This is a genomic window from Arthrobacter sp. TE12231 (assembly GCF_054062895.1).
Genome location: NZ_JBSSFS010000001.1, coordinates 4,264,587 through 4,289,814 on the forward strand (window position 1 = coordinate 4,264,587; position 25,228 = coordinate 4,289,814).

The 25,228-nt window shown below is 66.7% G+C and carries 26 protein-coding genes, 1 tRNA gene and 1 pseudogene; 11 read left to right on the forward strand and 17 right to left on the reverse strand.

Annotated elements, in window-relative coordinates:
* Nucleotide 1 precedes the first annotated feature (1 nt).
* Nucleotides 2-1,267 (reverse strand): Gfo/Idh/MocA family protein, encoded by a 1,266-nt coding sequence (locus ACVWYS_RS19115; protein ID WP_456507873.1) that lies wholly within the window; start codon nt 1,265-1,267, stop codon nt 2-4.
* Between the two features lie 157 nt (nt 1,268-1,424).
* Between ACVWYS_RS19115 and ACVWYS_RS19120 the strand changes: the two genes are divergently transcribed.
* The 4 genes from ACVWYS_RS19120 (at nt 1,425) to ACVWYS_RS19135 (ending at nt 7,084) form a co-directional block, all read left to right on the forward strand.
* A complete protein-coding gene (locus ACVWYS_RS19120) occupies nt 1,425-2,381 on the forward strand; it encodes a carbohydrate ABC transporter permease (RefSeq protein ID WP_456507874.1) in 957 nt (318 codons plus the stop codon).
* Nucleotides 2,382-2,392: 11 nt separating this feature from the next.
* On the forward strand, nt 2,393-3,307 hold the full coding sequence (locus ACVWYS_RS19125; RefSeq protein WP_456507875.1) for a carbohydrate ABC transporter permease: 915 nt from the start codon (nt 2,393-2,395) through the stop codon (nt 3,305-3,307).
* A gap of 97 nt (nt 3,308-3,404) precedes the next feature.
* Nucleotides 3,405-4,763, forward strand: coding sequence for an ABC transporter substrate-binding protein (locus ACVWYS_RS19130; protein WP_116766370.1), 1,359 nt, complete (start codon nt 3,405-3,407; stop codon nt 4,761-4,763).
* 155 nt (nt 4,764-4,918) lie between these two features.
* Complete coding sequence (locus ACVWYS_RS19135; RefSeq protein ID WP_344365048.1) at nt 4,919-7,084, forward strand: alpha-galactosidase; 2,166 nt, start codon at nt 4,919-4,921, stop codon at nt 7,082-7,084.
* A 53-nt stretch (nt 7,085-7,137) separates the two neighbouring features.
* Here ACVWYS_RS19135 and ACVWYS_RS19140 read toward each other — a convergent pair whose 3' ends face one another.
* From ACVWYS_RS19140 to ACVWYS_RS19185, 10 genes are all read right to left on the reverse strand, one after another.
* On the reverse strand, nt 7,138-8,169 hold the full coding sequence (locus ACVWYS_RS19140) for a HoxN/HupN/NixA family nickel/cobalt transporter (RefSeq protein WP_344365316.1): 1,032 nt from the start codon (nt 8,167-8,169) through the stop codon (nt 7,138-7,140).
* Between the two features lie 17 nt (nt 8,170-8,186).
* Nucleotides 8,187-9,029 carry an urease accessory protein UreD gene (locus ACVWYS_RS19145; protein ID WP_456507876.1) on the reverse strand — a complete coding sequence of 281 codons (843 nt, stop codon included), beginning with the start codon at nt 9,027-9,029 and terminating at the stop codon, nt 8,187-8,189.
* 200 nt (nt 9,030-9,229) lie between these two features.
* Nucleotides 9,230-9,847: an urease accessory protein UreG gene (gene ureG / locus ACVWYS_RS19150; protein ID WP_456507877.1), complete on the reverse strand. Its 618-nt coding sequence runs from the start codon at nt 9,845-9,847 to the stop codon at nt 9,230-9,232.
* Nucleotides 9,848-9,901: 54 nt separating this feature from the next.
* Complete coding sequence (locus tag ACVWYS_RS19155; protein WP_456507878.1) at nt 9,902-10,570, reverse strand: urease accessory protein UreF; 669 nt, start codon at nt 10,568-10,570, stop codon at nt 9,902-9,904.
* Nucleotides 10,571-10,744: 174 nt separating this feature from the next.
* Nucleotides 10,745-11,227 carry an urease accessory protein UreE gene (ureE, locus tag ACVWYS_RS19160; protein WP_344365040.1) on the reverse strand — a complete coding sequence of 161 codons (483 nt, stop codon included), beginning with the start codon at nt 11,225-11,227 and terminating at the stop codon, nt 10,745-10,747.
* A gap of 19 nt (nt 11,228-11,246) precedes the next feature.
* Complete coding sequence (gene ureC, locus ACVWYS_RS19165) at nt 11,247-13,031, reverse strand: urease subunit alpha (protein WP_456507879.1); 1,785 nt, start codon at nt 13,029-13,031, stop codon at nt 11,247-11,249.
* On the reverse strand, nt 13,028-13,378 hold the full coding sequence (locus tag ACVWYS_RS19170; protein WP_344365034.1) for an urease subunit beta: 351 nt from the start codon (nt 13,376-13,378) through the stop codon (nt 13,028-13,030). The genes ureC and ACVWYS_RS19170 overlap by 4 nt, the downstream gene beginning before the upstream one ends.
* A 10-nt stretch (nt 13,379-13,388) precedes the next feature.
* On the reverse strand, nt 13,389-13,691 hold the full coding sequence (locus tag ACVWYS_RS19175) for an urease subunit gamma (protein ID WP_018775629.1): 303 nt from the start codon (nt 13,689-13,691) through the stop codon (nt 13,389-13,391).
* Between the two features lie 130 nt (nt 13,692-13,821).
* Nucleotides 13,822-14,142, reverse strand: a complete 321-nt coding sequence (locus ACVWYS_RS19180) for a DUF6221 family protein (RefSeq protein WP_116766360.1) — start codon at nt 14,140-14,142, stop codon at nt 13,822-13,824.
* Between the two features lie 40 nt (nt 14,143-14,182).
* On the reverse strand, nt 14,183-14,932 hold the full coding sequence (locus ACVWYS_RS19185) for a LysR family substrate-binding domain-containing protein (protein WP_344365030.1): 750 nt from the start codon (nt 14,930-14,932) through the stop codon (nt 14,183-14,185).
* A 78-nt stretch (nt 14,933-15,010) separates the two neighbouring features.
* On the opposite strand from ACVWYS_RS19185, the gene ACVWYS_RS19190 reads away from it, so the two are divergent.
* A complete protein-coding gene (locus tag ACVWYS_RS19190; RefSeq protein WP_043479868.1) occupies nt 15,011-15,415 on the forward strand; it encodes a DUF5997 family protein in 405 nt (134 codons plus the stop codon).
* 118 nt (nt 15,416-15,533) lie between these two features.
* Nucleotides 15,534-15,928 (forward strand): annotated as a pseudogene (locus tag ACVWYS_RS19195) (NADPH-dependent FMN reductase); the annotation flags it as partial.
* A gap of 65 nt (nt 15,929-15,993) precedes the next feature.
* On the opposite strand, the gene ACVWYS_RS19200 reads toward ACVWYS_RS19195, so the two are convergent.
* On the reverse strand, nt 15,994-16,371 hold the full coding sequence (locus tag ACVWYS_RS19200) for a VOC family protein (RefSeq protein WP_091248617.1): 378 nt from the start codon (nt 16,369-16,371) through the stop codon (nt 15,994-15,996).
* 207 nt (nt 16,372-16,578) lie between these two features.
* Between ACVWYS_RS19200 and ACVWYS_RS19205 the strand changes: the two genes are divergently transcribed.
* Together ACVWYS_RS19205 and ACVWYS_RS19210 are read left to right on the forward strand one after the other, a co-directional pair.
* The gene (locus ACVWYS_RS19205; RefSeq protein WP_456507880.1) at nt 16,579-17,214 is read left to right on the forward strand and encodes a hypothetical protein; all 636 of its coding nucleotides are present in this window, start codon (nt 16,579-16,581) and stop codon (nt 17,212-17,214) included.
* Between the two features lie 52 nt (nt 17,215-17,266).
* Complete coding sequence (locus ACVWYS_RS19210) at nt 17,267-17,905, forward strand: NADPH-dependent F420 reductase (RefSeq protein WP_456507881.1); 639 nt, start codon at nt 17,267-17,269, stop codon at nt 17,903-17,905.
* Between the two features lie 48 nt (nt 17,906-17,953).
* Here ACVWYS_RS19210 and ACVWYS_RS19215 read toward each other — a convergent pair whose 3' ends face one another.
* The 4 genes from ACVWYS_RS19215 to ACVWYS_RS19230 form a co-directional block, all read right to left on the reverse strand.
* A complete protein-coding gene (locus ACVWYS_RS19215; RefSeq protein WP_456507882.1) occupies nt 17,954-18,436 on the reverse strand; it encodes a pyridoxamine 5'-phosphate oxidase family protein in 483 nt (160 codons plus the stop codon).
* A 120-nt stretch (nt 18,437-18,556) separates the two neighbouring features.
* Nucleotides 18,557-20,089: an APC family permease gene (locus ACVWYS_RS19220; RefSeq protein ID WP_456509099.1), complete on the reverse strand. Its 1,533-nt coding sequence runs from the start codon at nt 20,087-20,089 to the stop codon at nt 18,557-18,559.
* A gap of 14 nt (nt 20,090-20,103) precedes the next feature.
* A complete protein-coding gene (locus ACVWYS_RS19225; RefSeq protein ID WP_116766355.1) occupies nt 20,104-21,027 on the reverse strand; it encodes a universal stress protein in 924 nt (307 codons plus the stop codon).
* 45 nt (nt 21,028-21,072) lie between these two features.
* Nucleotides 21,073-22,461: a flavin monoamine oxidase family protein gene (locus tag ACVWYS_RS19230; protein ID WP_344365017.1), complete on the reverse strand. Its 1,389-nt coding sequence runs from the start codon at nt 22,459-22,461 to the stop codon at nt 21,073-21,075.
* 183 nt (nt 22,462-22,644) lie between these two features.
* Between ACVWYS_RS19230 and ACVWYS_RS19235 the strand changes: the two genes are divergently transcribed.
* Nucleotides 22,645-23,337: a TetR/AcrR family transcriptional regulator gene (locus tag ACVWYS_RS19235; RefSeq protein WP_116766353.1), complete on the forward strand. Its 693-nt coding sequence runs from the start codon at nt 22,645-22,647 to the stop codon at nt 23,335-23,337.
* A gap of 196 nt (nt 23,338-23,533) precedes the next feature.
* On the opposite strand, the gene ACVWYS_RS19240 is transcribed toward ACVWYS_RS19235, so the two are convergent.
* Nucleotides 23,534-23,616 (reverse strand) — tRNA-Leu (locus tag ACVWYS_RS19240).
* A gap of 383 nt (nt 23,617-23,999) precedes the next feature.
* On the opposite strand from ACVWYS_RS19240, the gene ACVWYS_RS19245 reads away from it, so the two are divergent.
* Together ACVWYS_RS19245 and ACVWYS_RS19250 are read left to right on the forward strand one after the other, a co-directional pair.
* Nucleotides 24,000-24,749 carry an FhaA domain-containing protein gene (locus ACVWYS_RS19245; protein ID WP_116766352.1) on the forward strand — a complete coding sequence of 250 codons (750 nt, stop codon included), beginning with the start codon at nt 24,000-24,002 and terminating at the stop codon, nt 24,747-24,749.
* On the forward strand, nt 24,746-25,228 hold the full coding sequence (locus ACVWYS_RS19250; RefSeq protein WP_116766351.1) for an FHA domain-containing protein FhaB/FipA: 483 nt from the start codon (nt 24,746-24,748) through the stop codon (nt 25,226-25,228). Before ACVWYS_RS19245 ends, ACVWYS_RS19250 begins: the two co-directional genes overlap by 4 nt.

Consider the following 25,228-nt stretch of genomic DNA (forward strand, 5'->3'; position numbering starts at 1 on the left):
GCTACCGCCGGGCTTCCCCGGCAATGCCTTCCCCGTCAGACGCCTCTCCAACAGGTCCGTGCGTGGGCAGCCGGGCCGGGGCGTCGCCGTGGTCCGGCACGGGCAGCCGCTCCCCGCCGCGGAGGGCGGACTCGTGCGCCACTATCCCCGGGAGGGTGTAGCGGGCTGCCTCCCAGGCGTTGACAGGCGGGAGCGTCCCGGTATCGACGGCGGTGGCGAAGTCGTCCACCAGGAAGTGGTGGCTGCCCTCGTGCCCGTTGTGCAGCCCGCGGAATTCGGCGGGCAGCCGGCCGGCGTCGTGCACGGCGGCCATTCCGGAGGTGAAGGCGTCCCGCAGGGCGGGTGCGACGCCGGCCAGCGCCGGATCGTCGGCGTCGAGCGTGGCGTGTGTGGCCAGTTCCGCACTGACGTCGGTCACGGATTCCTTGTCCTGCCACACGCTGACTAGGGCCAGCTGCTCGAAGCTGGCGTCGGTGCCGAAGTAGCGGAAGCGGCTTTCGCGCAGGTGGGAGGGGTAGCCGACGCGGCGCATCTCGTTGATGCGCATGGACCCGCCGGTGGAGAGTTCGAACAGTGCGGTCGCGTTGGAGAAATCGTTGCCGAACATGCTGACGTCTTTGTCGAAGACGCCGTCGCCGCGCTCGTCGGGGACGCCAATGCAGCTGACGCTGACGGCGTGGCCGCCGATCGCGCCCAGCACCCCGCCGGTGGAGTGGGTGGGGTACAACATGGGCGGGTAGCTGGCGGTGCGCTTCCAGTCCTCCCCGCCGCTGTACTGGTAGGCCTCATAGAAGCCCAGATCCATGTCGTGCACGTAGTCGCCCTCGGCATAGAAAATGCCGCCGAACGCGCCCTCGGCCCGGCGCTTGCGGGCGTACACCGTGGCGGGGTTGTAGTAGCTTGTCTCTCCCATCATGTAGGTTAGGCCCGTCTCGCGGACGGCTTCGATGATCCGGGCGATCTCGTCCTCGCTGACAGCCATCGGCACGGCCGAATAGACGTGCTTGCCGGCGCGGAGCGCCTGCAGGACCAGCGGCCCGTGCGTCCAGCGCTGGGTGAAGATCGCCACGGCGTCCAGGCCGCTGTCGAGCATGGCCTCGAAACTGGGATAAGTGCCCGCGAGGCCGAGCCGCTCCCGGAGGGCCGCGGCCCGTTCCGGCAGGACGTCGGTGACGTGGACTTCTGAAATTGCGGGGTGGGCGTCGAAGAGTTTGGCGAAGGCACCTGCGAACTGCCCGGCGCCGACGATGCCTAGTGAGAACGTCATGCACGCAAGTTTCACATCAGTTTCTACTCGAGTCAATACCTGATGATGAGCGGAAAGTTTCACCCCGGAAACATGAAAGAAACTGTTGCGCATTCAAAAGTTACTCGTGTAGATTCAAGCCTCAGTTGTAATCCACCTCACAGCGGAGGAACCTCAAATGACCACCACAACTGCCCGCGGAGCCGCCCCGGCCCGCAAGGCGACCGGCACGGGAACAGGCGATGCCGCCCCCCGCCGCCGGCGTCGACCCCGGAGCGACCTGAGGGTCGCCCTTCTCTTCATCGCCCCGGCCATGCTCGGCTTCGTGGTGTTCTACCTTGTGCCGAGCATCCGGGGCCTCTACCTGAGCTTCACCGAATACAACATCCTCGGAACGCCGAAGTGGATCGGCGGCGCCAACTACGCCGCAATCGCCAAGGACCCGCTGTTCTGGAACGCGCTGGGCGTCACCACCCAGTACGTCCTGATCAACATCGTCCTGCAGACCGTCCTGGCCCTGGGCCTGGCCCTCCTGATGCACCGGGTCGCCAAGTCGACCTTTATCCGCGGCAGCCTGCTGCTGCCCTACCTGATGGCGAACGTCATCGCCGCCCTCCTGTGGTTCTGGCTGCTGGACTACCAGATCGGCATCGTGAACAACGTCATCGACGCCATCGGCCTGCCCCGCATCGCCTTCTTCGGCAGCGAGGAATGGGCCATCCCCACCCAAGCCCTGATCAACACCTGGCGGCACATGGGCTACACGGCCCTGCTGATCTTTGCCGGTCTCCAGGCCATCCCCCAGCACCTGTATGAGGTCGCCAACCTGGACGGCGCTTCGCCCTTCCAGACCTTCTGGAAAATCACCATGCCGCTGCTCCGGCCCGTCGTCGTGCTGGTCCTGGTCGTCACCGTCATCGGCTCGTTCCAGGTGTTCGACACCGTCGCCGTCACCACCCAGGGCGGCCCGATCAACGCCAGCCGCGTCCTGCAGTACTACATCTACCAGCGGGCGTTCACGGAGTCTGACTTCGGTTACGGCTCGGCCCTCGCTGTCATCCTCTTCGTCATCCTCGCCCTGGTCGCCTTCATCCAGATGAAGTTCCTCAAGGGCAACGAGTCGGACCTGGACTAAGGAGTCCCAGCATGACTACTGCCACGTCAGCCATCCCCGCCCGGCGCCGCCGCCGCTTCAACTGGCGCCGCGCCGGAGCCTGGACCCTTGTGGTCCTTGCCGTCGCCGTCTCGGTACTGCCCTTCTACTGGGTCCTGCGCACGTCGCTGTCCTCCAACAGCGCACTGGCCAGCAACGCGTCCAACCTGCTGCCGGCCGACTTCAACCTCGGCGCGTACAAGCGGGTCTTCGGCCTCCAGACCGCCCAGGAAGCCATGGCGGAGGGAGGCTCCGGAGCCAAGATCGACTTCTGGATCTACCTGCGCAACACCGTCCTCTTCGCCGGGATCACCACCGCCGGCGCCGTCTTCTTCAGCGCCATGGCCGCCTACGCCTTCTCCCGCCTGCGCTGGCGGGGCCGGAACGCCGTGTTCAGCCTCTTCCTGGCCACCATGATGGTCCCGCCGATCTTCACCGCACTGCCCAACTTCCTGCTGATCAAGAACCTCGGCCTGCTGAACACGATGCTCGGCATGGTGCTGCCCTACCTCTTCATGACCCCGTTCGCGATCTTCTTCCTGCGGCAGTTCTTCCTGAACATGTCCCGTGAAGTGGAGGAGGCCGCCATGCTCGACGGCGCCAAGCACCTGCGCATCTTCTTCCAGATTGTGCTGCCCAACGCCGCCGCCCCGATCGCCACCCTGGCGCTGCTGACCTTCATCGGGCAGTGGAACGAGTACTTCTGGCCGCTGCTGGTCGGAAACCAGGAAAACGTCCGCGTTCTCACGGTCGGCCTGGGCGTCTTCAAATCCCAGTCACCGCAGGGTGCGCCGGACTGGTCCGGTCTCATGGCCGCGACCCTCATCTCTGCCCTGCCTGTCCTGCTGCTCTTCATCGCCTTCGGCAAGAAGATCGTCAACTCCATCGGATTCTCCGGAATCAAGTAACCCGCCCCAACCTGTGCTGGACGTTCCACCCGCACCCGCATCCCAAAAGCCCGTCCCTAAAGCGCCTTCCCGAAAATACCGTCCCGAAAGGACCCCCATGAACAAGAAAGCAGTCGGCGCCCTCGCCGCCGCGGCCGCCGCTGTCCTCGCCCTCTCCGCCTGCGGAAGCGGCGGAGAGGCCTCAGGTGCCTCCGGCGATCAAGCCAAGGGCGAGATCAGCTACTGGCTCTGGGACTCCAACCAGCTCCCGGCCTACCAGCAGTGCGCCGATGACTTCCACACGGCCAACCCGGACATCACCGTCAAGATCACCCAGCGCGGCTGGGACGACTACTGGAGCACCCTGACCAACGGCTTTGTCGCCGGCACCGCCCCGGACGTCTTCACCGACCACCTGGCCAAGTACCCCGAATTCGCCAAGACCGGCCAGCTGCTGGCCCTGGACGACGCCGTCGCGAACGATCACGTCGACCTCACCCAGTACAACAAGGGTCTCGCCGATCTCTGGGTCGGCGAGGACGGCAAGCGCTACGGCCTGCCCAAGGACTGGGACACGATCTCGCTTTTCTACAACAAAAAGCTCGCCGCCGGCGCCGGAATCAGCGATGAACAGATGAAAACCCTGACCTGGAACCCGCAGGACGGGGGCACCTATGAAAAGGCGATCGCGCACCTGACCGTGGACAAGAACGGCAAGCGCGGAGACGAGCCCGGCTTCGACAAGACGAAGGTTGAGGTCTACGGCCTCGGCCTGAACAGCTCCGGCTCCGGCCAGGGCCAGACCGAGTGGAGCTACCTTACCGGCACCACCGGGTGGACCCACACGGACAAGAACCCGTGGGGCACCCACTTCAACTACGACGACCCCAAGTTCCAGGAATCCATCGCCTGGTTCGCCGGGCTGGCGGAGAAGGGCTACATGCCCAAACTGGAAACCACCGTCGGTGCGAGCATGGCGGACACCTTCGCCGCCGGGAAGTCTGTCATCAACGCCCACGGGTCGTGGATGATCGGCCAGTACACCGGCTACAAGGGCGTCGACGTCGGAATCGCCCCGACCCCCACCGGCCCCGACGGCAAGCGGTCCTCCATGTTCAACGGCCTGGCCGACTCCGTGTGGGCCGGCACGAAGAAGCCCGCTGCCGCCGTGAAGTTCGCCGAGTACCTGGGCTCCGCCGCCTGCCAGGACGTCGTAGCCTCCAAGGCCGTGGTGTTCCCCGCGATCAAGTCCTCCTCGGACAAGGCAGAAGCCGCCTTCAAGGCCAAGGGCGTGGACGTGACGCCCTTCACCCAGCAGGTCAAGGAGAGCACCACCTTCCTGTTCCCGATCGCCGACAAGGCGGCCAAGGTGGACGGCATCATGAAGCCGGCCATGGACGCCGTGGTCTCCGGGAAGCAGCCAGCCAGTTCCCTCTCGCAGGCCAACGACCAGGTCAACTCGCTGTTCAACAAGTAGGCAGTTCAACAAGTAAGCCGTTCAACAAGTAAGCCGTTCAACAAGTGAGCCTCTGAAGCCACAGCCGCCCGCCACGGCGGCGCCCGGTGCGCGGGGTCCCTGTCCGGGATCCCGCGCACCAGCACCTGACTTCCGCACTACTGAAAGCGAATCCCATGCACCCCGTGCACCTGCGTTCTGCCGGCACCAGCCTCCTGCTGGCCTTCGACTCCGGCGAGGCCGAGATCGTCCACTGGGGTGCCGACCTCGGGGAGCACCTCCCCGATCTGGCGATCCTCCGCGGGCCCGTCCCCCACTCCGCCCTCGACATCACCGTCACCGCCGGACTGCTGCCGCAGGCCTCCTCCGGCTGGGCCGGTCGGCCCGGCCTCCGCGGGTACCGGAGCGCCGACGGGGTCCCCGGCCGGGACTTCTCGCCGGCCCTGCGGGTGGTTTCAACCGACGTGCGCGACGGCGGCCGCGGCGTCCTCATCATTCAGCGGGATTCCGACGCCGGACTGGAGGTCAGCACCGAGCTCACCCTGCACCCCGGCGGCCTCCTGGAGCTGGCGCACACCCTGAGCAACAGCGGCACGGCCGCCTACCAGCTCGAGGAACTCGCCGCAGTACTGCCGGTACCGCGGAATGCCACGGAACTGCTTGACCTCACCGGGCGCTGGTGCCGGGAAAACCACCCGCAGCGGCACGCCGTCCAGCAGGGCACCTGGGTCCGCACCGGCCGGCACGGCCGCACCGGCCACGATTCCTCACTCCTGGTCGCCGCCGGCACCGCCGGCTTCTCCAACCGGCGAGGCCAGGTCTGGGCCACACACTTCGGCTGGAGCGGCAACCACGAGCAGTACCTCGACAGCCTCGCCGACGGCCGGCGGATGCTCGGCGCCGCGGAACTGCTCGGCTCCGGCGAAGTGCTGCTTCACCCCGGCGCCAGCTACCGGACGCCGTCGCTCTTCGCCGCCTACTCCGGCCACGGCCTGGACGGCATCACCGAGGCCTTCTACGACTGGTTCCGCGCCCGGGCCCAACACGTGGACACCACGTCCGGGCGGCTCCGCCCCGTGGTCCTCAACACCTGGGAGGCGGTGTACTTCGACCACCGCCTCGAACCCCTGCTGGAACTCGCCGACTCCGCCGCCGGGCTCGGCGTGGAACGCTTCGTCCTCGACGACGGCTGGTTCCGCGGCCGCCGCGACGACCACGCAGGACTGGGCGACTGGTACGTCGACGAGGGTCTGTGGCCCAAGGGCCTGACCCCGCTGATCGACGCCGTGACCGCCCACGGCATGGAGTTTGGACTCTGGGTGGAGCCAGAGATGGTCAACCTGGACTCCGACGTCGCCCGCGAACACCCGGACTGGATCGTGGGCCCGTCGGCGCTTTCCCACAAGGACGGCGGCCGCCTCCCGCAGCCCTGGCGCCACCAGCATGTCCTGGACCTCGCCAATCCGGAGGCCTGGCAGTACATCTACGGCCGCCTCGACGCCCTCCTGCGCGAGAACGACATCGCCTACCTCAAATGGGACCAGAACCGCGACCTCACCGAGCACGGGAGCGGCGGACGCCCGTCCGTCCATGAGCAGACGCTGGCTGCCTACCGCCTCTTCGACGCGCTCAAGGCAGCACATCCGGACGTGGAGATCGAGAGCTGCTCCTCCGGCGGGGCACGCGTGGACCTCGGCATCCTGCAGCGCACCGACCGCGTGTGGGCATCGGACTGCAACGACGCCCTGGAGCGCCAGACTATCCAGCGGTGGACCCAGGCGGTCCTCCCGCCGGAACTAGTCGGAGCGCATATCGGCCCCACCACCTCGCACACCACGGCACGCACCCACGACATCTCGTTCCGCGCCATCACGGCCCTCTTTGGCCACTTCGGCATGGAGTGGGACATCCGCGCGGCCACGGATGACGAGCGGGCCACGCTGCGCCGCGCGATTGCGCTCTACAAGCGCCACCGGGCACTGATCCACTCCGGCAAGCGCGTGAACGCGGACACCGGCGAGCCCACCCTGAGCGTCCACGGTGTGGTCGCGCACGACGCCGGCGAGGCCCTGTTCGCGGCCGTGTCGCTGGCGTCCGCCCCGGCAGAGGTCCCCGGGCAGGCCTCACTGCCGGGCCTTGATCCGAAGCGGACCTATCGTGTCCGGGCCGAACTGCCCACCCCCCTTGACGGCGACTACGCGCACACCTTCACGCAGATCAGCCCGCCCGCATGGCTGGAAGACGGGGCCGTTGCCTCCGGCGCCTTCCTCCAGCACGTCGGCCTGCCCCTGCCGGTCCTGAATCCGGAGCATGCCCTGCTCCTGCACGTCCAGGCCGTCTGAGCACCGGCGGGCTGCCGGCCGAGGGGCACGGCGGTTGCAGTCAGCCCCGCGCCTCACTCACCGGGAGCCCGCCGGCGCAACGACGCTACGGCCCAGACGGACATCAACAGCGCCACCAGCAGCAGCCCGGCGTCGCCCAGGTCCACCGACCCGAGCCAGCTGGTCAGCGGGTCCCCGAGTCCGAAGGCCTCATGAACGGCCCCGCCCAGGGTGATCACCGCGATGAAGAGGGCTGACACCGCTGAAATGCCCGTGATGACGGCATTGAAGCCGAGTTTGCGGCGCGGGTCCGTCAGGGCCGAGCGGTACATCCGCATCATGGCCACGCCGTTGACGGTGTCGCACAGCGTCATGGCTGCCGCAAACGCCAGCGGGAGCGCCAGTAGGGCGAAAGGGGACACGCCGGCCAGCGAGGCCGCCGTCGCCATGACCAGCAGCCCGATCGTGGTGGCGGTATCGAACCCCAGCCCGAAGAGGAAGCCGATCACGTAGATGTTCCGGGGATGCCGGACCCGGGCCAGCGGACGGGCGAGCAGCCGTGCCACGAAGCCCTTCGCAGCCAGGTCCTCAGGCGAGATCGGTGCACCATTCCGGGCGCCGCGGTAAACCTTGAGCGTCCGGAGGAACGCCGAGCCGTTGAAGGCACCCATCGCCAGCAGGAACAGCCCCGACACCCCGCTGCCGATCAGCCCCAGCAGCAGGTTCCCGGGGCTCCCCTCGGCCATGAAGCTCCCCACCAGGGATGCACCGGCCACCACGAGCACCCCGGCGAGGACCACCACGGAGCTGTGGCCCAGGCTGAACGCAAAGCCCACGCTGACCGGATCGCGGTGTTCGGCCGCGAACTTCCGGGTGGAGTTATCGATCGCCGCGAGGTGGTCCCAGTCGTAGCTGTGCTTCACCCCGGCCAGGTAGGCCGTCAGGACCAGCCCGATCCCCAGCGGCTGACCGCCTCCGGCGGCTCCTGCCACCAGGAGCACGACGGCGGCTGCGTGAAGTGCGGCCACCGCACCGAAGGTCACCAGCAGCCGGGTCCTCACCGGCAGGCTCGCCCGGTCCCGGTAAAGCCGATGCAACGCCGTCATCTGCGCGGTCGTGGCCATCAGTACTTCCTCAGGTCCAGGGGATCCTGCCCGTACCAGCGTTTCCGCAACAAGGAAGTGGCGGCTCCCGTCACGCGCCGCAGTTCCTCCGTGCTGTTGGAGAGCGACCTCAGCACCAGCCCGGCCGTTCCCAGCACCGTGGCCGTGAGCGAAATGCCGGTGTGGGCCCCGTAACCCGCAGTGATCTCGTACAGCTCGTCGGCAAGGGCCTGGTCCACCCGCGGATCCACCACGATCAGCGATCCCAGATGGCTGAAGCCCTCCATGAACGCCATACCGGTGACATCCTTCAGGGTCGGCCGGATGAGCACGTTGTCCAGGACCATCACACGGCTCTCGCCCCCACCAGAATCCCCGGATTCAACCCGGATCTCCGTCCGCAGCCGCAGCTCCTCGTACCGGAACGAGGCCCCGTCCGGCGACCACCCGGGAGTGACGATTTCGGCCATGATGAGGCTCGACGACGGCCGTACCGTCACGTGCGTGTTCTGCCGGTAGCTGGCCTCCCGGTAGGCAATCACCTGGTCCGGGGCGAACTCCAGCCGCGCCCCCTCGCCCAGGCGCAGCCGCATCCGCTGCTCCGCAAAGGACCCCGGAGTCCGGTAGATCTTGGTGGCCGACTGCGTGGCGAGCAGCAGCTTCGCCCCGTCCGCCACCTCCACGTCAATCACGTACAGGTCAGCCCCCAAATACGCCCCGCCGGGATTGACGAGCACATAACAAACCTGCCCGGACCCATCCAAGTAATGCGGCCGCAAAACCCTCAAGGCCCCCCGATGGTACTGATGCGTGGCCACAGAACGTCCTGCACGGTTGGTGACGACGAGTTCGAGCTCTCCCATGTTTTCTTGGGCGCTCTGGCCGGCTCCGGCGGCTTCACCGGATTTGGGGCCGTGCCCGTCCCCAGCCGCTCCCAACTCTCGCAAGCTCGAGTCGGGGCCCTCGCGGCGGTGGGCCCCCCGCGGTGCCCGCCACGCCGCGGCCCCAAAATCCGGCCTCGCCGCCTCAGCTGTTAGGTCGCCAGGACTGACCCCGAGAACGCTCATGGCGCCAGGTCGAGCATCAGGACGTCCCGCCGCACCCAGTCGATGACGCGCTCCAGCCCTTCGTCGGTCTTGAGGTTCGTGAAGCAGAACGGTTTCTCGCCCCGGAATTCCTTGGAGTCCCGTTCCATGACGGAGAGGTCCGCGCCCACGTGGGGTGCGAGGTCGGTCTTGTTGATGATGAAGAGATCGGACTTGATCATGCCCTGGCCGGCCTTGCGCGGGATCTTCTCGCCCTGGGCGACGTCGATGATGTAGATCGAGAAGTCCACGAGTTCCGGGCTGAAGGTGGCGGAGAGGTTGTCGCCGCCGGATTCGACAAAGATCACCTGCAGGTCCGGGTGCCGTTTCTTCAGTTCCTCGATGGCCGCCGTGTTCATGGAGGTGTCCTCGCGGATGGCGGTGTGCGGGCAGCCGCCGGTTTCGACGCCGATGATCCGGTCCAGCGGGAGGATCCCGTTGGCGGCAAGGATCTTGGCGTCCTCGATTGTGTAGATGTCGTTGGTGATGGCCGCCATGGAGATTTCCCCGCTCATGTGACGGGTGAGGCGCTCCACGAGCTGGGTCTTGCCGGCACCCACCGGGCCGCCGATGCCGATTTTGATGGGCTCAGACATATTCTTCTCCAGACATATTTCCTGTATTGGACCAACTTGTACTGCTCGGTCAGCTCAGCTCATGAACATTCGGGCGCGCTGGCGTTCGTGCCGCATCTGCGAAATTTCCAATCCGGGGCTGACGGCCCCGAAGTCGTCAGGCGTGAGGTGGACGGCCCGCTCGGCCGCGGCAGCGACGTCGTCGGCCGCCTTCCGCAGGAGCCGCTGGCCGGCGTTCTGCCCCAGGGGGATCGCCCGGACGGCGTTTTGCGTCAGCGACGTGACCGTGGCGAACAGGTAGGCGGCGAGGGCCTCGGGCAGCGGGACTCCCAGGGAACGGGCAATCACCGCGAACGCCAGCGGCTGGTGGCCGGCGCCCCGGCCCGAAGTCACCCACGCCCGGTATTCCGCCAGTTCAGGGGAAGGAAAGACCTCCGCGCCAATCTCGAGTAGCCGGGTTCCCATCTTGGTGCTGGCCTCGCGCATCTGCCGCGGCAACAGCTGGGCGGTCAACAACGCGTCCAGTTCAGCCAGAGCAACGCCCTCATAGAGGAACCGAATGGCCAATGCGTCCGAATAGGTCAGCTGCTGCCCCACAAACGCAGCCAGCCACACCCCAAACGACTCCTCATCGTGCACCAGCCCGCGCTCCACATACGTCTCAAACCCCAAAGAGTGAGCAAACGCCCCGGTAGGCAACGCAGAATCCGTCAGCTGCTGCAATGCCAACCGGTACCGCGTCATGGCAGCCTCCGAAGGCGCGAAGCTGGGAAGGGGGCCGCGGCGTGGCGGGCACCGCGATGGGCCCACTGCCGCGAGGGCCCCGACTCGAGCTTGCGAGAGTTGGGAGCGGCTGGGGACGGGCACGGCCCCCAATACGGGGTGGCGCACCCAATCGCCACCCGCTTAACTGCGGAACTAGTGCGAATGTTCGGCATGGCGGAAGGGGACGGGCATCACGCGTTCCTGTCGGTCGTAGGGCGCTCCGACGTGTTTGAGATAGTCCTCCACGGTGTGGTCGTACTGGCACACCATTACCTCTGCCCCATAGTCCGAGGACGCATCGAAGAACTGGGCCTGCAGGTGCCGGTTGCCCAGGGAGTGCGCCACCACGCCCATCTCGTGGATGGAGCGCGGGGCGATCACCAGGACGTCGGTGGGCAGCACCGAGACAACGATCATGTTGGTCTCGGCCACGTGCAGGATGTCGCCGTCGCGCAGGTCCCCGGAACCGGAGGGGAGGCGCAGGCCCAACTCTTTGCCGTGGTCGGTGGTGACGCGTTGGATGCGCTTGACCAGTTGGGCGCTGGGCAGGATGACCTTTTCCTGGTGCAGCCCGGCGTACGGGTCCGGCCCGGGAGGAAGGTCGTGTGTGTTGCCGAGGATCTTTTCGATGATCATGTTCGTCTCCTCTGGAAGCCTAGAAAAGGAAGTAGCGCTGCGCCATGGGCAGGACGTCCGACGGTTCGCACGTGACGTCCTCGCCGTCGACCGTCACCTTGTACGTTTCCGGGTCCACCTCGATCTCCGGGGTGGCGCCGTTGTACTTCAGGTCCGCCTTGGTCAGGCTGCGGATGCCGGACACCGGCCGGATGACCTTCTCCAGTCCGAGTTCTTCCGGGACCCCGGCCTCTATGGCTGCCTGGGACAGGAAGGTGATGGAGGACTGCTGGAGTGCCTTGCCGTTGGCGGCAAACATCGGCCGCATGGTGCGCGGCTGCGGGGTGGGGATGGAGGCGTTGGCGTCCCCCATGAGGGCGTAGGCGATCTGGCCGCCCTTGAGAACCAGCTCCGGTTTGACTCCGAAGAACGCAGGATCCCACAGCACGAGGTCCGCGAACTTGCCGACCTCCACGGAGCCGATGGAATCGGCCATGCCCTGCGCGATGGCCGGGTTGATGGTGTATTTCGCCACGTACCGCTTCAACCGGAAGTTGTCGCTCTCCGCGCCCAGACCGGACGCCGCACCGTGCACGCCACCGTCAGGATCCTTCAACACGCCGCGCTGCTTCTTCATCTTGTCCGCCACTTGCCAGGTGCGGATGATGACCTCACCCACCCGGCCCATGGCCTGGGAGTCCGAGGACGTGATCGCGAAGATACCCAGGTCCTGCAGGACGTCCTCGGCGGCGATGGTTTCGGCGCGGATGCGGGAGTCCGCGAACGCCACGTCCTCCGGGATGTCCGGGTTCAGGTGGTGGCACACCATGAGCATGTCCAGGTGCTCTTCGATCGTGTTGCGCGTGTACGGCAGCGTGGGGTTCGTGGAGGCCGGCAGCACGTTGGGCAGCCCGGCGATCTTGATGATGTCCGGGGCGTGGCCACCGCCGGCGCCCTCGGTGTGGAAGGTGTGGATCACGCGGCCGTCGATGGCCCGGATGGTGTCCTCCACGAAGCCGCACTCGTTCAGGGTGTCGGTGTGGATGGCCACCTGGACGTCGTACTGGTCCGCGACCTGCAGCGAGGTGTCGATCGAGGAGGTGGTGGAGCCCCAGTCCTCATGGACTTTCAGCCCGATCGCGCCGGCGCGGATTTGTTCGGCCAGGGGTTCGACGGCGGACGCGTGCCCCTTGCCGAACAGGCCGATGTTGATCGGCAGCCCTTCGGCGGCCTGCAGCATCCGCTGGATGTGCCATTTCCCGGGCGTGACCGTGGTGGCCTTGGTGCCTTCGGCGGGGCCGGTGCCGCCGCCCACCATCGTGGTCACCCCGCTGCACAGGGCGGCGGGGACCTGGTCCGGGGAGATGAAGTGGATGTGGGAGTCCACGCCGCCGGCGGTCAGGATCTTCCGTTCGCCGGCAATGATCTCGGTGCTGGCACCGATCACGATGTCCACGCCGTCAGTGATCTGCGGGTTGCCTGCCTTGCCGATCCGGAAGATGTGGCCGTCCCGGAGCGCGACGTCGGCCTTGTAGATGCCGGTGTAGTCCAGCACCACGACGTTCGTGATCACGGTGTCCGGAACTCCGCCGCTGGAACCAACACTGCCGAAACCAGTACTGTCGTCCCCGTCCCGGGTCAGTTGGCCGTTCTGGCCCATGCCGTCGCGGATCACCTTGCCGCCGCCGAACACCACTTCCTCGCCGTAGACGGTGAGGTCATTCTCGATCTCAAGGAACAGATCGGTGTCGGCCAGGCGGATGGAGTCGCCAGTCGTCGGGCCGTAGAGGTCCGCGTACTGCCTGCGGGACAATTCGAAACTCACTGTGCGTCACCTGTCCCCTCGGAAACGTGGAGTCCTGTCTCGCGGAGTCTGCCATTGACGGCGTTGCTGAGGCCGTACACCTCACGGCGGCCCGCGAGTTCGATCAGCCGGACGGTCCTGCTGTCCCCCGGTTCGAACCGTGCGGCGGTGCCGGCCGGAATGTCCAGGCGGCGGCCGTAGGCGGCCTGCCGGTCGAACTGCAGCGCGGCGTTCGCTTCGGCAAAGTGGTAGTGCGAGCCCACCTGGACGGGCCGGTCACCGGTGTTGGTCACGGCGACGTCAACCGCCTCGCGGCCGGCATTGATCGTCAGCGGCGCGGTGCCGAGAACGTATTCTCCGGGAATCATCAGGGCTCTCCTAGCGGATGGGATCGTGGACGGTGACGAGCTTGGTGCCGTCCGGGAAGGTGGCCTCGATCTGGACGTCGTGGATCATTTCCGGCACGCCCTCCATGACGTCGTCGCGACCCAGGAGGGTGGTTCCGTAACTCATGAGCTCTGCCACGGTCCGGCCGTCCCGGGCGCCCTCGATCAGTTCATAGCTAATGACGGCGACGGCCTCGGGGAAGTTCAGCTTCAGGCCGCGTGCCTGGCGGCGCCGGGCGAGGTCCGCCGCGACCACGATCATGAGTTTTTCCTGCTCACGGGGCAATAAGTGCATGACGGAATCCCTTCAAGAACCGGCCGGCTGGCGGACCGCGGATGCTGCGGTGTGACCAGCGTAGGCCGGGAAGATTTCCCGCGTGTTTCCGGCGTCACATGCGCCGGCGTCCGGCACGGATTCCGCATCCCTACCCGGGGGTCCGCCAGCGGGCCTGGAATTCGGGGTGGTCGGCGTACGGCAGGGCCAGGGTGTTCAAGGACAGGGTGGTCCATTCGATCACGTCCGGCACCCATCCGGCGTCGGCCAGTTCCTGGCTGACCAGCGCCGCCAGGACGGACTGCCGGGCGGATTCAATGATGTCGATCAGCCGGCGTTTGGCCTCGCACTCGCGAAGCAGGCGGCGTTCGTACCACTCGCCGGAAACGGCCAGGGTGGGGTCGCCGAGCAGCTTCAGGGCGGCAGCTTCGTCTTCTCTTATCCGTGCGGTCAGGAATTCGACGATGTCCACGGACCGAGCCTATGCGTGCCGGCCCTCACTCGGCTACGCCCTAGCGTTTGCCCTTTTTCCGGGATCCCTTGCCGCGGCCCTTGTCCGGGTTCGGCGCGTACCGCTGGGCCACCTTGGGTTTCTTGACCGCGGGGCCGCGCCGGTCCGGCTTGGGCTCCCGCTTGGGCTTTTCCTGCTGCGCCGAGGGCTGGCGGGAGCTCGCCGCGGTTCGCCCGCGGACAATCCCGATGAATTCCTCGATCACCTCATCCGTGGAGTCGCTGGGCCACGCCAGGGCGATCTCCGTGACGGGCGCACCGGTGAGTTTCCGGGCCACGGTGTCTTTAACATTGAAGTGCCGGGCCACGGACATCGGCAGGATCACCAGCCCGGCACCGGTCGCCACCACCTGCAGGGCCATCGCGGCGCCGCCAAGTTCCTGCACGTCAAGGAAGGTCTCCTTGGAGAGGTCCGCCAGGTCCACTTCCTCGAACACCGAGATCTCGTGTCCCTTGGGTGCCACCACCACCGGCTGTTCCTCGTACAGCGGGATCACACTGAGGCCGTCGCGTTCCACCGGCAACCGGACGAAGCTCAGGTCCGCGGAACCGTCGCGGAGCACGGCGAGCTGGGCGCCGTCGTCGGACATAAAGGAGTGCAACGGAACATCGGGCATCCGTTCCTCCCAGCGCCGGATCCATTTTCCGGGCGTGACGCCGGCGACGTACGCGAAGCGCAGCTCCCGCGCTGCTGCTTCGGCCGGGACGGCGGTTTCGTCGGGGGTCTGGGGTGTTTCATCGGCTGCGGACACATGTTCACAGTACCGCCCGGGCTCGTGCAGGCCTCAGTGCCGGTGCCCGGTCAGCCTCTGGCCGGATACCCTTGAAGCATGACCTCTGCAAACTCCCAGTCCATGAAGCCGGCCACCGTTGCCAAGAAGCTTGGCATCTACCTGCCCGCAACACCCCAGGAGTTCCAGGATTCGGTCATCACCCGCGCCGATTTCGCCGAGCTCCAGGCCAACCCGCCGGAGTGGCTCGCGGAACTGCGCCGCAACGGCCCGCACCCCCGCCCGGTGGTCGCGCAAAAGCTCAACGTCTCCATCAGCGGCCTGGCCCGCGGCGGCGTTGAGGAAGCGCTGACGACGGCGGAAATCACCGCGCTGCTGCAGGCTCCCCCCGCGTGGCTGGTCGCCGAACGCTCCACCCACGCCGCCGTCCGCGCCGAGGCCCAGCGGGTCAAGGACGAGGCCGCCAAGAAGGACGCCAAAAAGGCCCGCGCCAAGGCCGAATAGCGGCGGAGGGCTCATCCCGGTTTCTATCTTCATCGCGCGGACGCAGGACTATGCTCGCGGGGTGAGTCGGGACCGCCGGTCCGATCCCCATGTTCGCTTCCCATCCACCAGCCACCAGCCACCAGCCACCAGCGGAGCATCGGGAAGCAAACAGGCCATGGCAATCGCCGCGTCCGACGGCATCCTGTTTGTCTCGCCCGAATACAACCGGTCCATTCCCGGGGCGCTCAAGAACGCCATCGACTGGGGATCCCGGCCCTCGGGCACCAACTCCTTCTCCCGCAAGCCGACCGGGATCATCGGCGCCTCCCCCGGCGGCATCGGCACGGCCGTGATGCAGGCCTCGCTCCGGAGGTCTACGGCGAGGACGGCGAGGTCAAAGACGAGGCCACGGCCAAGCTGCTGCGCCACTACATGGAGGAGTATGCCTCCTTCGTGGAGCGGGTCCTGGCCGCCACCGCGCCCGGCCATATCGGCGACGAGCACCCGGACAAGGACAAAGTGAGCCGCTGATATGACTTGAGTGGGGCTGATCCTGGGCCCTCCCGCCGAACCTAATGCGGCCGGTCCTGGGGTGGCTAGTCCTGGTGCAGCTGCACGTAGTTGCCGCAGCCGTCATCCAACACTGCGGTGGTCCCGCCGGGGCCCTCGGACGGCTCCGCCTGGAACATCACGCCCTTGGCCGCCAGCCGGGCATATTCGGCGCGCACGTCGGGCACGCCAAAGACGATCGCCGGAATTCCGGCGTCGTGCAGGCCGTTCATGTAGGCGGCCCCGATCGGGTTGTCACTGGGCTCCAGCAGCAGTCCGGCGCCGCCGGCCCCGTCCGGATCCTTAACGATGAAGAGGTTGTGCTCCGGCATGGCCATCAGCGTTTCAAAGCCCAGGATGCCGGTGTAGAACTCATGGGCCGAGGCCGGGTCCTTGACGTGGATACTGCACATTTTCAGTCGCATGGCCCCTAGGGTACGCCGGGAGTACCCCTGAAGGAACCGTGGCGCGGCCTCCGTGACTGCCTCAGCGGCGGCCGTCCCCGGCTCGCCGGCGGGGGTCCTGCCGGCTGTCCGGCAGGGTCGAACGGCCATTGACGGCCCCGCCGCGAGGGATTCCAATGGAACTAGCGGAATAGCGCCCGTCCGGGACGGTTCCGCCGGAGGTGTGCAATGACGTCGCTCTCACAATCCGGTGCCCTCGCGGCCGGGCAGTTCCTGGCCCTTGCGCTCGTGGTTGCCGGGGCGGCATCCGTCTCGATGTACCTGGCCCGCAAGCACCTGGCAGCCGGCGAGGGACGCTCAGAGGGCGCAGACGGCGCATTTTGGGACGTTTTCGCCGGACTCGCCGTTGTGGTTCCCGCCGTCCTGATCGCCTGCTTCACGTGGCCCTGGGCAGGCCTGGCGCTCGGCATGCTGGCCGCCGTGACGGCCCTGGCGGCTTTTGCGGCCGCTCCCCGGCTGCTCCGCCGGCAGGAATCGCGCCGGGCAGGCCGGAAGACTCGGCTCATGAATGAGGCCGCTGCTGAGCGGCACAAGAACGCCCTCGCCCGGTGGCAACGCTACGAGCTCGATCCCGGGTACTCGATTGACTACCCGGCGATGAGCGATCCCCGGCAGCCGGAAACGGCCGCCCTGATCCGGGCCATCAAGGCCGCCGGCCGTCCCGGCGGCCGCACGGACCGCGGCTCGGCTGACACGGCGTACGCTCCGGCAGTGGACCAGCTGGAACGTGCCCTGGCTGCCGCTGAACGCGCGGCCGGCGTCAACCCCGCGGGGCTCCACGGACCGGACCGCGCCCACAGCTGACCTCCGGAATTGCTGATTCCGCAGTTCCCGCCCAACCTCGGAAGGAACCACCATGACTGACATCACGATCATCGGCAGCGGAAATATGGCACGGGCGATCGGAACCCGGGCCGTCGCCGCCGGCCGCTCCGTCCAGGTTCTGGACCGGACGCCGGAGAATGCCGCCAAGCTCGCTGCTGAACTTGGCGGCACCACCACCTCCGGCGGCCTGAGCGAGGTTCCCGAGGGCGACATCGTCGTCCTGGCGCTCTACTTCGGCCCCGCGAAGGAAGTTGCCACGCATTTCGGCGACACGCTCAGCGGCAAGACGGTCGTGGAGATCAGCAATCCGATCGACACCGAAACTTTTGATTCCCTGGTGGTCGGCCCGGGGACGTCAGCGGCCGAAGAAATTGCCGCGCTGCTACCAGGCGCACGGGTGGTGAAAGCGTTCAACACCACCTTCGCCGGCACGCTCGGCGCCGGGACCACCGGCGGCATGCCGCTGGATGTCTTCATCGCCTCGGACTCGGAACAGGCCCGCAACGAGGTCGCAGCCTTCGCCGAGGCCGCAGGGCTGCGTCCGCTCCAGGTCGGCGGACTGCGCCACGCCCGCGAGCTCGAAGGCTTCCAGCTGCTGATCATGGCGCTGCAGGCCAACCCCGCGTATCCCGACTTCAACTGGGGCACCGGCCTGAAAATCATCGACTAGGAATCGGCCGGCAGCAGCCCGGATTCCCCGCCGGCCCGGTCCGGCACGCTACAGCTCTACGGTTGCGCTCTCGCCGACGCTCATGCGGCCGTTGGTGACCTTGGACTTGATCCACTGCAGCGCGGTGGCCGCTGTGCCGCCCGGGCTGGTCCAGTACTCGGCGGAGTCCGAGTCGACGTGCAGCAGAACCACCTCCGGGGTGTCCGGTCCGTCCGGGAACCAGGCCTCCACCACCTGGTTCCACATGTCATGGATCAGCTGCAGGTCGGTCACGACTTCGGCGGTCCCGGCAACGGAGACCCATTCGGTGCGCTTGCCGAAGGAAACGTTCACGGCCGGGTTCGCCCGGATGTGGGCCACCTGCGAGGTGGTCGCCGACGTGAAGAACCACATGTCGCCGTCGTCCTTGACCTCCTGGACGGCCAGCGGCCGGCTGACGAGCGCGCCTTCTTCGCTGATGGTGGTGAACATTCCGATGTGCGAATCGTTGATGATGTCCGTGACTTTACTGATGCTGGCGGCATCCGACATGCTCTCACCTCGTTCTCGTTCCACGGAGGAAGGTCCCCCTCCGGACAGCTTATTGGTAAGTGTGCTTACTTTCCAAGGGCTGCCGGATGGGGACCTCTCTGACCGGAACAGGCCGCGGACTCAATTTCCCCGGGACAGGACCTCGCCCTTGAAGAACTCGGGCCGCACCTTGGCCATGACCAGCATGAGCACCACGCCCAGCAGGATGACGCCCATGCCAAGGATGAAGACCAGTCCCAGACCGCCGATCGAGGAGCCTGAACCGTATGCCGGATCCATGGAGTCGTAGGCGGTCTTAAAGAACATGACCAGCAGGATGACGCCGCCCAGGAGGGGCGCGAGGAACTTGAAGAAGAACGCATGCGCTCCGCTGAACGCCTCGGCGCGGAAGAACCAGACACAGGCCAGCGCGGTGATGCCGTAGTAGAAGCAGATCATCATGCCCAGGGCCGTGATGGTGTCCCACAGCGCGTTCTCCGACGTCGTGCGGGTAATGACGTAAAACGCGGCGGCCGCCACGGCCGAGGCGATCGTGGCATAGCTCGGCGACTTGTGCGTGGGGCTGATCCTGCTGAACTTCTTCGGAAGGGCCTTGTAGTGGCCCATCGACAGCAGGGTCCGCGCGGGCGAGACGAAGGTGGACTGCAGTGACGCGGCCGAGCTGCTGAGGATGGCCAGGGACATCAGGATGGCGAAGGGGCCCATCACGGGTCCCGCGAGGACGGCGAAGATGCTGCCCTGGTTCTCCGGGTTGCCGGCGCCCAGGCCTTCCGTACCGATTCCGGCGTACGACAGCGTGGCCAGGGCAACGGTCATGTAGATGATCACGATGACCAGCACGGTGACGGTAGCGGCGCGGCCCGGGGTCTTTTCCGGGTTCTTGGTCTCCTCATTCATGGTCAGCGTGACGTCCCAGCCCCAGTAAATGAAGATGGACAGCGAAACGCCGGCGGCAAAGGCGGAAAAGGATTCGACCGCGAAGGGGTTGAACCAGTCCGGCGCGATGGCCGTGGCGTCAAAAGCGGTTCCGTTGGCGACGTGGCTGAACGCAGCCACGGCGAACCAGCCGAGCACCAGTAGCTGGAATCCCACGAGCACGTACTGGACCGTCTTGGTGGTTTCCATGCCGCGGTACGAGATCCAGCACGCGAGCGTAATGAACACCAGCGTGGTGGCGATATTCAGCGGCAGGTTCTTGGTGAGATCGGCGAGGTCCGGATTGCCGAAGATCTGCCCCAGCATCAGGTAGAAGAAGTCCACCGCGACGGCGGCCAGATTCGAGAGCACGATGATGGTCGCCGCAACGAGCCCCCAGCCGCCCATCCAGCCAAGCCACGGGCCAAAGGCCCGCGAGGCCCACGTGAAGGAGGTGCCGGCGTCGGGCATGGCGTTGTTCAGCTCGCGGTAGCCGAACGCCACGAGCAGCATCGGGACGAAGCCCACCAGGAAGATCGCCGGCAGGTGCACGCCGACCTCGGCGACGGTGGGGCCCAGGGCCGCCGTCAAGGTATACGCCGGGGCGATGCAGGAAACGCCGATCACAACGGCGCCAATCAGGCCCACCGAGCCTGCTTTCAGGCCCTTCTCGCTGAGTCCGTGCTGGTCTTCGGGGTTCTGTCCGGGGTGCTGTCCGGTTTGCGACGTATTGGACATCGCGTGGTCGGCGCTCATTTTTGTGCCTCTCGGGGGACGTCATTCGACGCTGAATGGTTCATCTGCTTGAGTTCATAGTCACTCGGGACCACAATCATCGGCACCGGCAGGGCGCGCAGAATGCGGTTGGCCGTGCTGCCGAGGAAGATGGACCGGCTCGTGGCAAGCCTGCTCGATCCGATCAACAGGACCTCGCCGTCTTCCCAGTCCAGTCGGTCCACCGCTTCCTCGATGCTGCGGCCCTGCGCGACGACGACTTCCGTCTTCGGTTCCTCCCGGACGTCCTGCTCGCCACCGGGCAGGGCGGCGGCAAGGTGCTTCGTCGCGTACTCCCGGGCCGCTTCGGCGGCGCTGGCGGCACCGGCAGCATCGCCGCCGTCGAGCGCCAGAAGAGACACCACGCGCAGCGGGACGTCCCGGTTCGTGGCCATGCCGAGGGCGAAATCGAGCAGCTTCTCGGCGCCCGCCCGGGTGCCGAGCCCGCAGCTGATCCGGGTCAGGGCCTCCTGCCGGTGGTAGCCATGCGGTGCCAGGGCCACCGGAACGGTGGATGCGTGGAGGAGGGCGCTGGCCACCGACCCGATCGAGAACCGCTTGAAGATCCCGCTGCTGGTGGCACCGATGATGAGCAGGTCCGCCCCGAACTCCTCGGCGGCCGCGATGAGCGCGTGGGCGTCGGAATCGCCGCTGCGGACGTGGGCCCGGGCCGGGACACCGGCCGGAACCAGTGCCAGCGCCTGGTCCAGCCACTCCTGCGCCTGCTCATTGAGCAGGTGCTCGAATCCGACCCTGGGTGCGTGGGCGGCCCCGAACTGCTGAACTTCGGGAACAACCAGCACAAGTTCCAGGCTCGCTCCGCGCCCGAGAGCCAGGGAAACGGCCAGATTGACCGCATCGTGGCCTCTGGCATTGGCTGAGTACCCCACTACGTAACGCATCCGGCCGCTCTCCTTACTGAACTGAACAGGACTGTTGGGCGATTTTTAAGAGGTGACGGACGCGCGGTCCGCGGCGGCGACGATCCGTGCCGCCGTGATCTGCCCCATCCGCACGGCGCCGTCGACATGCTGGTAGCCCTCGGCCGCGAGGTCGGAGGAGGACCAGTAGATCGGACCGACCGGCTTGAGCTGGTCCTTGCCGTAACGGTGCAGGCCGCCGAGGTCGTAGCTCGCGGCGTAGGCACCGCGGGTCCATTCCTCCGAGCCCCAGTCGGACTCGTAGTAGACCTCGGGATCCAGGGCCTTCTCGCCGAGGAAGGACGCGATCGATTCGAGGATGGCACGGCGGCGGTCCTCTGCGCTGAGCTCGAACATGGCGTCGGCTTTCTCGTCCGAGACGAAGCCCACCAGCGTGCCGCGGGGGTCCTCGTGGTTCGTGTTGTCGTAGACCTCCTGCACCAGGGCGCCGGCGCCGAACGCGGTGCCGGAGAGGCCGTCTTCACGCCAGAACGGCGTGCTGTAGACGGCGTGAACCTTGATGACCAGGCCCAGCGACTGGTGCTGGTGCATCTGGTGCTGGCGGCGGGGCAGCGGCGGGTTGAAGGACACCCGGGAGTAGAGGTTCGGCGGCACGGCCATGATGACGAAGCGGGCGTTCACGATGGCCCGTTCGGAAACGGCCGTGACACGGTGTGCGCCGCTCGCGTCTTCGGCCCAGTTGATGGTGCGGACCGGGCTGTCCAGGACGACGTCGTCCCCCAGTTCCGCCGCCTGCAGCAGCGAAACCTGCTGCATCCCGCCGACAACCCGCTTGTCCAGGATGAAGTCCTCATCCGTGAGATTGGTGAAGGACCCGGCGGAGGCTGCCATCAGGACGGCCTGCAGGGCGGAGAAGGCGTGGGCGGGCTTGGTCAGCATGCCGCCGGCGATGAACAGGCCGATGTTGTTGCAGGCTTCCTCATCTGAGGAATTCTCCCGCAGCCAGTGGTGGAAGGAAATGGTGTCCAGCTCGCGGGCCTTGGGGTGTGCCCACGGCTCCTCGGGACCGATTTCCGCGGCCAGGGAGTCCAGCAGGGCCGTGAGCTTGTCCATTTCGGCGGCCGTGGTTTCGCTGACCGGGAAGGTCTCACCGGTGTAGAGGGTGCGCTTGCCGTCCGCGCCGATGTAGACGGACTTGCCGTCGCGGTAGCGGGAGTACGTCTGCAGTCCAAGATCTTCGATCAGCGCCAGAAGCGCCGTCTGATCCGGCGAAACCCACTGGCCGCCGATTTCGAGCATGGCGCCGTCGATGGTGTCGGTCCAGGTCCGGCCGCCGACGCGGTCCCGCGCCTCGAGCACTGCGACGCTCAGTCCGGCCTTCTTCAGTTGGCGTGCGGCGGTCAGCCCGGACGGGCCTGCTCCGACGATGACGACGTCGCGGTCAAGTTCCAGCATGATGATTCCTCCCCGTGGCCGCTTAGGTGATGCGGACCACTAAATGAATGACGTTCATTTATGATGATAGGACTTTCTGCCGGATTGGGGAAGACCCCCCGGCTAAAGAAAATTTCGCCCGTAAAGTGGGAGCAGAATGGGAACATCCGAAACCGCCAGCCAAGCTGAGCAGAAAGGCCCGGAATGACGGCAGCAACCAGCGCCCCCGCGGATCCGCACAGCTCCGCTACCAATCCGCGCCGCCGCGTGGGCCGGCCGGCCGCGGCCGTGCTGGACCAGGCGGGCATCACGTTGGCAGCCCTGCAGCTGATCGGCAAGAGCGGCTACGACGGCTTCACCATGGCGGCTCTGGCGAGAACCCTCAACGTTGCGCCGTCTGCGCTGTACAACCATGTCTCCTCCAAGCGGGACGTCCTGGTCCTGGTCCAGGACCACCTGACCTCGTTCGTGGACGTCGCCGCGTTCGAGTCCGGGCCCTGGGAGCAGGCCGTGCGGGACTGGGCCTGGAGCTACCGCGACGTGTTCTCCAAGCACACGCCCCTGATCCCTGTCATCGCCGTACTGCCCGTCGCCGATGCGCCCAGGACGCTTGCCATGTATGAGGCCGTCAGCGCCGGCTTCAGCCGCGCGGGCTTCCCGCAAGAGCGCATCATTCCGGCCATCGTGGCGCTCGAGTCCTTCATCTTTGGCTCGGCCTACGACGCCACGGCGCCGGCGGACATCTTCGATTCCGGCAGCATGGCGTCCTCGACGCCGAATTTCACCTCCGCCGTCCAGCGCCTGGCCGAGGACAGCCATGAAAAACCGGCCGACGTCGCTTTCAGCCTGGGACTCGAGGCACTCCTGGCCGGACTCGGGGCGCTGCGGACCGCGTAGCGGGTTAGAGTTTCCCCACCTTCAACGCCAGGGGACCGCCAAACGCCGGCGGTTCGGCGCAACACGCGGCCCCAAGCCTCTGAAGGTGGGGAAGCCCCGACGCCATTGGCCCGTCCAGCTTCGTGGATCGGTGATTCCGGCCGCGTGGGTTAAACGAAAGAACCCCGGTCCGAAGACCGGGGTTCTTACGATTGCGTGCGCGAGGGGGGATTTGAACCCCCACGCCCTTTCGGACACTGGCACCTGAAGCCAGCGCGTCTGCCGTTCCGCCACTCGCGCGCAACTTCTTCCACTCGGATAGGGCCGGTTTCCCGGACCGCCAACCTCGTAAAAGCAGCGAGATCAAGCATAACGGACAATTGCGGGAAAACACCAATCGGGCCGGATGGGTGGCCGTTCCGGGTGTATTCCGAGGTCCGGGCGCCCTGCTGCCTGGCCCGCGGCGGGTACCGCCGGGACGGCCGCACCGGGGATGTCCCCGCACTTCAGGGCGTGGCCGGGGCTGTTTTCGGCGTCGCACCGGGGGCGTCCATTGAGGCCATTCCCAGACACGCCCAGTAGTATCTGATGTAGGAGTGTCCGCGGACAGCGGGCTCGCAAAAGTTGGAAACCGAGTTCCGGAACGAACGCTGCCCGGCAGCCATCAGGAAAGGAGAAGGACCATGGGATTGCTGGACAAAGTCGAGCGCGGCATCGAAAAGGCCGTCCGCGGCGTCTTCTCCACCGGCTCTCGCGCCCAGGTTGAGCCTGTCGAAATCGCAAGCCGGCTCCGTGGCGAAGTGGACAACAAGGCCATCACCATTGCCGCGGGACGCACGCTGGCCCCCAACGTTTTTGATGTTCTCCTCAGCCCCGACGATTTCCAGCGCGCCCAGGAATGGGGCACCCCGCTTGCGGAAGAACTGTGCGACGTCGTCATCAACCACGTCCGCAGCCAGGGCTATACCCTCCAGGGACCGGTCCGGATCAGTTTCCGCCGCGATGAGGAGCAGCGCGCCGGAAATTTCGACATCACCTCGCGGACCGAAAAGGCCACTGCACCTTCCGTCCCGGCCCATCCGGGAGTTCACGGCAATGTGCCGGCCGCTCCAACCCGCCAGCCCGCGCAGCTTCAACCCGTGCTTGACATCGACGGGCAGCGCTATTCTCTCAACGCGCCGTCGATCGTCCTCGGACGGTCCTCGGACGCAGACATCCTCATTGACGACACCGGTGTTTCGCGCCGCCACCTGGAAATCCGGACGGGGCCGGGTTCGGCCCAGGCGATCGATCTCGGCTCCACGAACGGCAGCTATGTCAACGGCCAAAAGATCGTGGGCAGTTCGGAACTTACTGACGGCGCCACAATCACGATGGGACGGACCAAAATCATTTTCCGCCTACTGCCCGCCACAACAGGCGGACGCGCATGAGCGAACTGACCATTACGGCCCTGCGTTTCGGGTTTCTTATCCTCCTGTGGGTGCTGATCTTCGGCATCGTCTCGGCCATGCGCCGGGATCTGATGATCGGCCGCAAGGCAGCGGCCGGAGCCCCCACGGCACGGCAGGTGCGCAAGAACCCATCCCTGGCCGAGCCCCCGCCCGCACCCGTCAAGCAGCAGGCACGCCAGCTCGTGGTGACAGAGGGTCCGCTCAAGGGCACCACGCTCCCGCTGGCGGCGAGCCCCATCCTCTTGGGCCGGGCGCAGGAAGCCACCCTTGTCCTGGAGGATGACTATGCCTCGGGCCGCCACGCCCGCCTGTTCCCGCAGGGCAGCCGCTGGTTCATCGAGGACCTCGGCTCCACGAATGGCACGTATCTGGCAGACCAGCAGCTGACCCGGGCCCTCCCGGTGGAGCTGGGCGTCCCCGTGAGAATCGGCAAGACGGTCATTGAATTGAGGCCGTAG

Bases quoted from the DNA above. Each gene is read 5' to 3' on its own strand.
- ACVWYS_RS19115 (WP_456507873.1), bottom strand. From the start codon at position 1,267: ATGACGTTCTCACTAGGCATCGTCGGCGCCGGGCAGTTCGCAGGTGCC.
- ACVWYS_RS19120 (WP_456507874.1), top strand. From the start codon at position 1,425: ATGACCACCACAACTGCCCGCGGAGCCGCCCCGGCCCGCAAGGCGACC.
- ACVWYS_RS19125 (WP_456507875.1), top strand. From the start codon at position 2,393: ATGACTACTGCCACGTCAGCCATCCCCGCCCGGCGCCGCCGCCGCTTC.
- ACVWYS_RS19130 (WP_116766370.1), top strand. From the start codon at position 3,405: ATGAACAAGAAAGCAGTCGGCGCCCTCGCCGCCGCGGCCGCCGCTGTC.
- ACVWYS_RS19135 (WP_344365048.1), top strand. From the start codon at position 4,919: ATGCACCCCGTGCACCTGCGTTCTGCCGGCACCAGCCTCCTGCTGGCC.
- ACVWYS_RS19140 (WP_344365316.1), bottom strand. From the start codon at position 8,169: ATGACGGCGTTGCATCGGCTTTACCGGGACCGGGCGAGCCTGCCGGTG.
- ACVWYS_RS19145 (WP_456507876.1), bottom strand. From the start codon at position 9,029: ATGGGAGAGCTCGAACTCGTCGTCACCAACCGTGCAGGACGTTCTGTG.
- ureG (WP_456507877.1), bottom strand. From the start codon at position 9,847: ATGTCTGAGCCCATCAAAATCGGCATCGGCGGCCCGGTGGGTGCCGGC.
- ACVWYS_RS19155 (WP_456507878.1), bottom strand. From the start codon at position 10,570: ATGACGCGGTACCGGTTGGCATTGCAGCAGCTGACGGATTCTGCGTTG.
- ureE (WP_344365040.1), bottom strand. From the start codon at position 11,227: ATGATCATCGAAAAGATCCTCGGCAACACACACGACCTTCCTCCCGGG.
- ACVWYS_RS19170 (WP_344365034.1), bottom strand. From the start codon at position 13,378: ATGATTCCCGGAGAATACGTTCTCGGCACCGCGCCGCTGACGATCAAT.
- ACVWYS_RS19175 (WP_018775629.1), bottom strand. From the start codon at position 13,691: ATGCACTTATTGCCCCGTGAGCAGGAAAAACTCATGATCGTGGTCGCG.
- ACVWYS_RS19190 (WP_043479868.1), top strand. From the start codon at position 15,011: ATGACCTCTGCAAACTCCCAGTCCATGAAGCCGGCCACCGTTGCCAAG.
- ACVWYS_RS19200 (WP_091248617.1), bottom strand. From the start codon at position 16,371: ATGCGACTGAAAATGTGCAGTATCCACGTCAAGGACCCGGCCTCGGCC.
- ACVWYS_RS19205 (WP_456507880.1), top strand. From the start codon at position 16,579: ATGACGTCGCTCTCACAATCCGGTGCCCTCGCGGCCGGGCAGTTCCTG.
- ACVWYS_RS19210 (WP_456507881.1), top strand. From the start codon at position 17,267: ATGACTGACATCACGATCATCGGCAGCGGAAATATGGCACGGGCGATC.
- ACVWYS_RS19215 (WP_456507882.1), bottom strand. From the start codon at position 18,436: ATGTCGGATGCCGCCAGCATCAGTAAAGTCACGGACATCATCAACGAT.
- ACVWYS_RS19220 (WP_456509099.1), bottom strand. From the start codon at position 20,089: ATGTCCAATACGTCGCAAACCGGACAGCACCCCGGACAGAACCCCGAA.
- ACVWYS_RS19225 (WP_116766355.1), bottom strand. From the start codon at position 21,027: ATGCGTTACGTAGTGGGGTACTCAGCCAATGCCAGAGGCCACGATGCG.
- ACVWYS_RS19230 (WP_344365017.1), bottom strand. From the start codon at position 22,461: ATGCTGGAACTTGACCGCGACGTCGTCATCGTCGGAGCAGGCCCGTCC.
- ACVWYS_RS19235 (WP_116766353.1), top strand. From the start codon at position 22,645: ATGACGGCAGCAACCAGCGCCCCCGCGGATCCGCACAGCTCCGCTACC.
- ACVWYS_RS19245 (WP_116766352.1), top strand. From the start codon at position 24,000: ATGGGATTGCTGGACAAAGTCGAGCGCGGCATCGAAAAGGCCGTCCGC.
- ACVWYS_RS19250 (WP_116766351.1), top strand. From the start codon at position 24,746: ATGAGCGAACTGACCATTACGGCCCTGCGTTTCGGGTTTCTTATCCTC.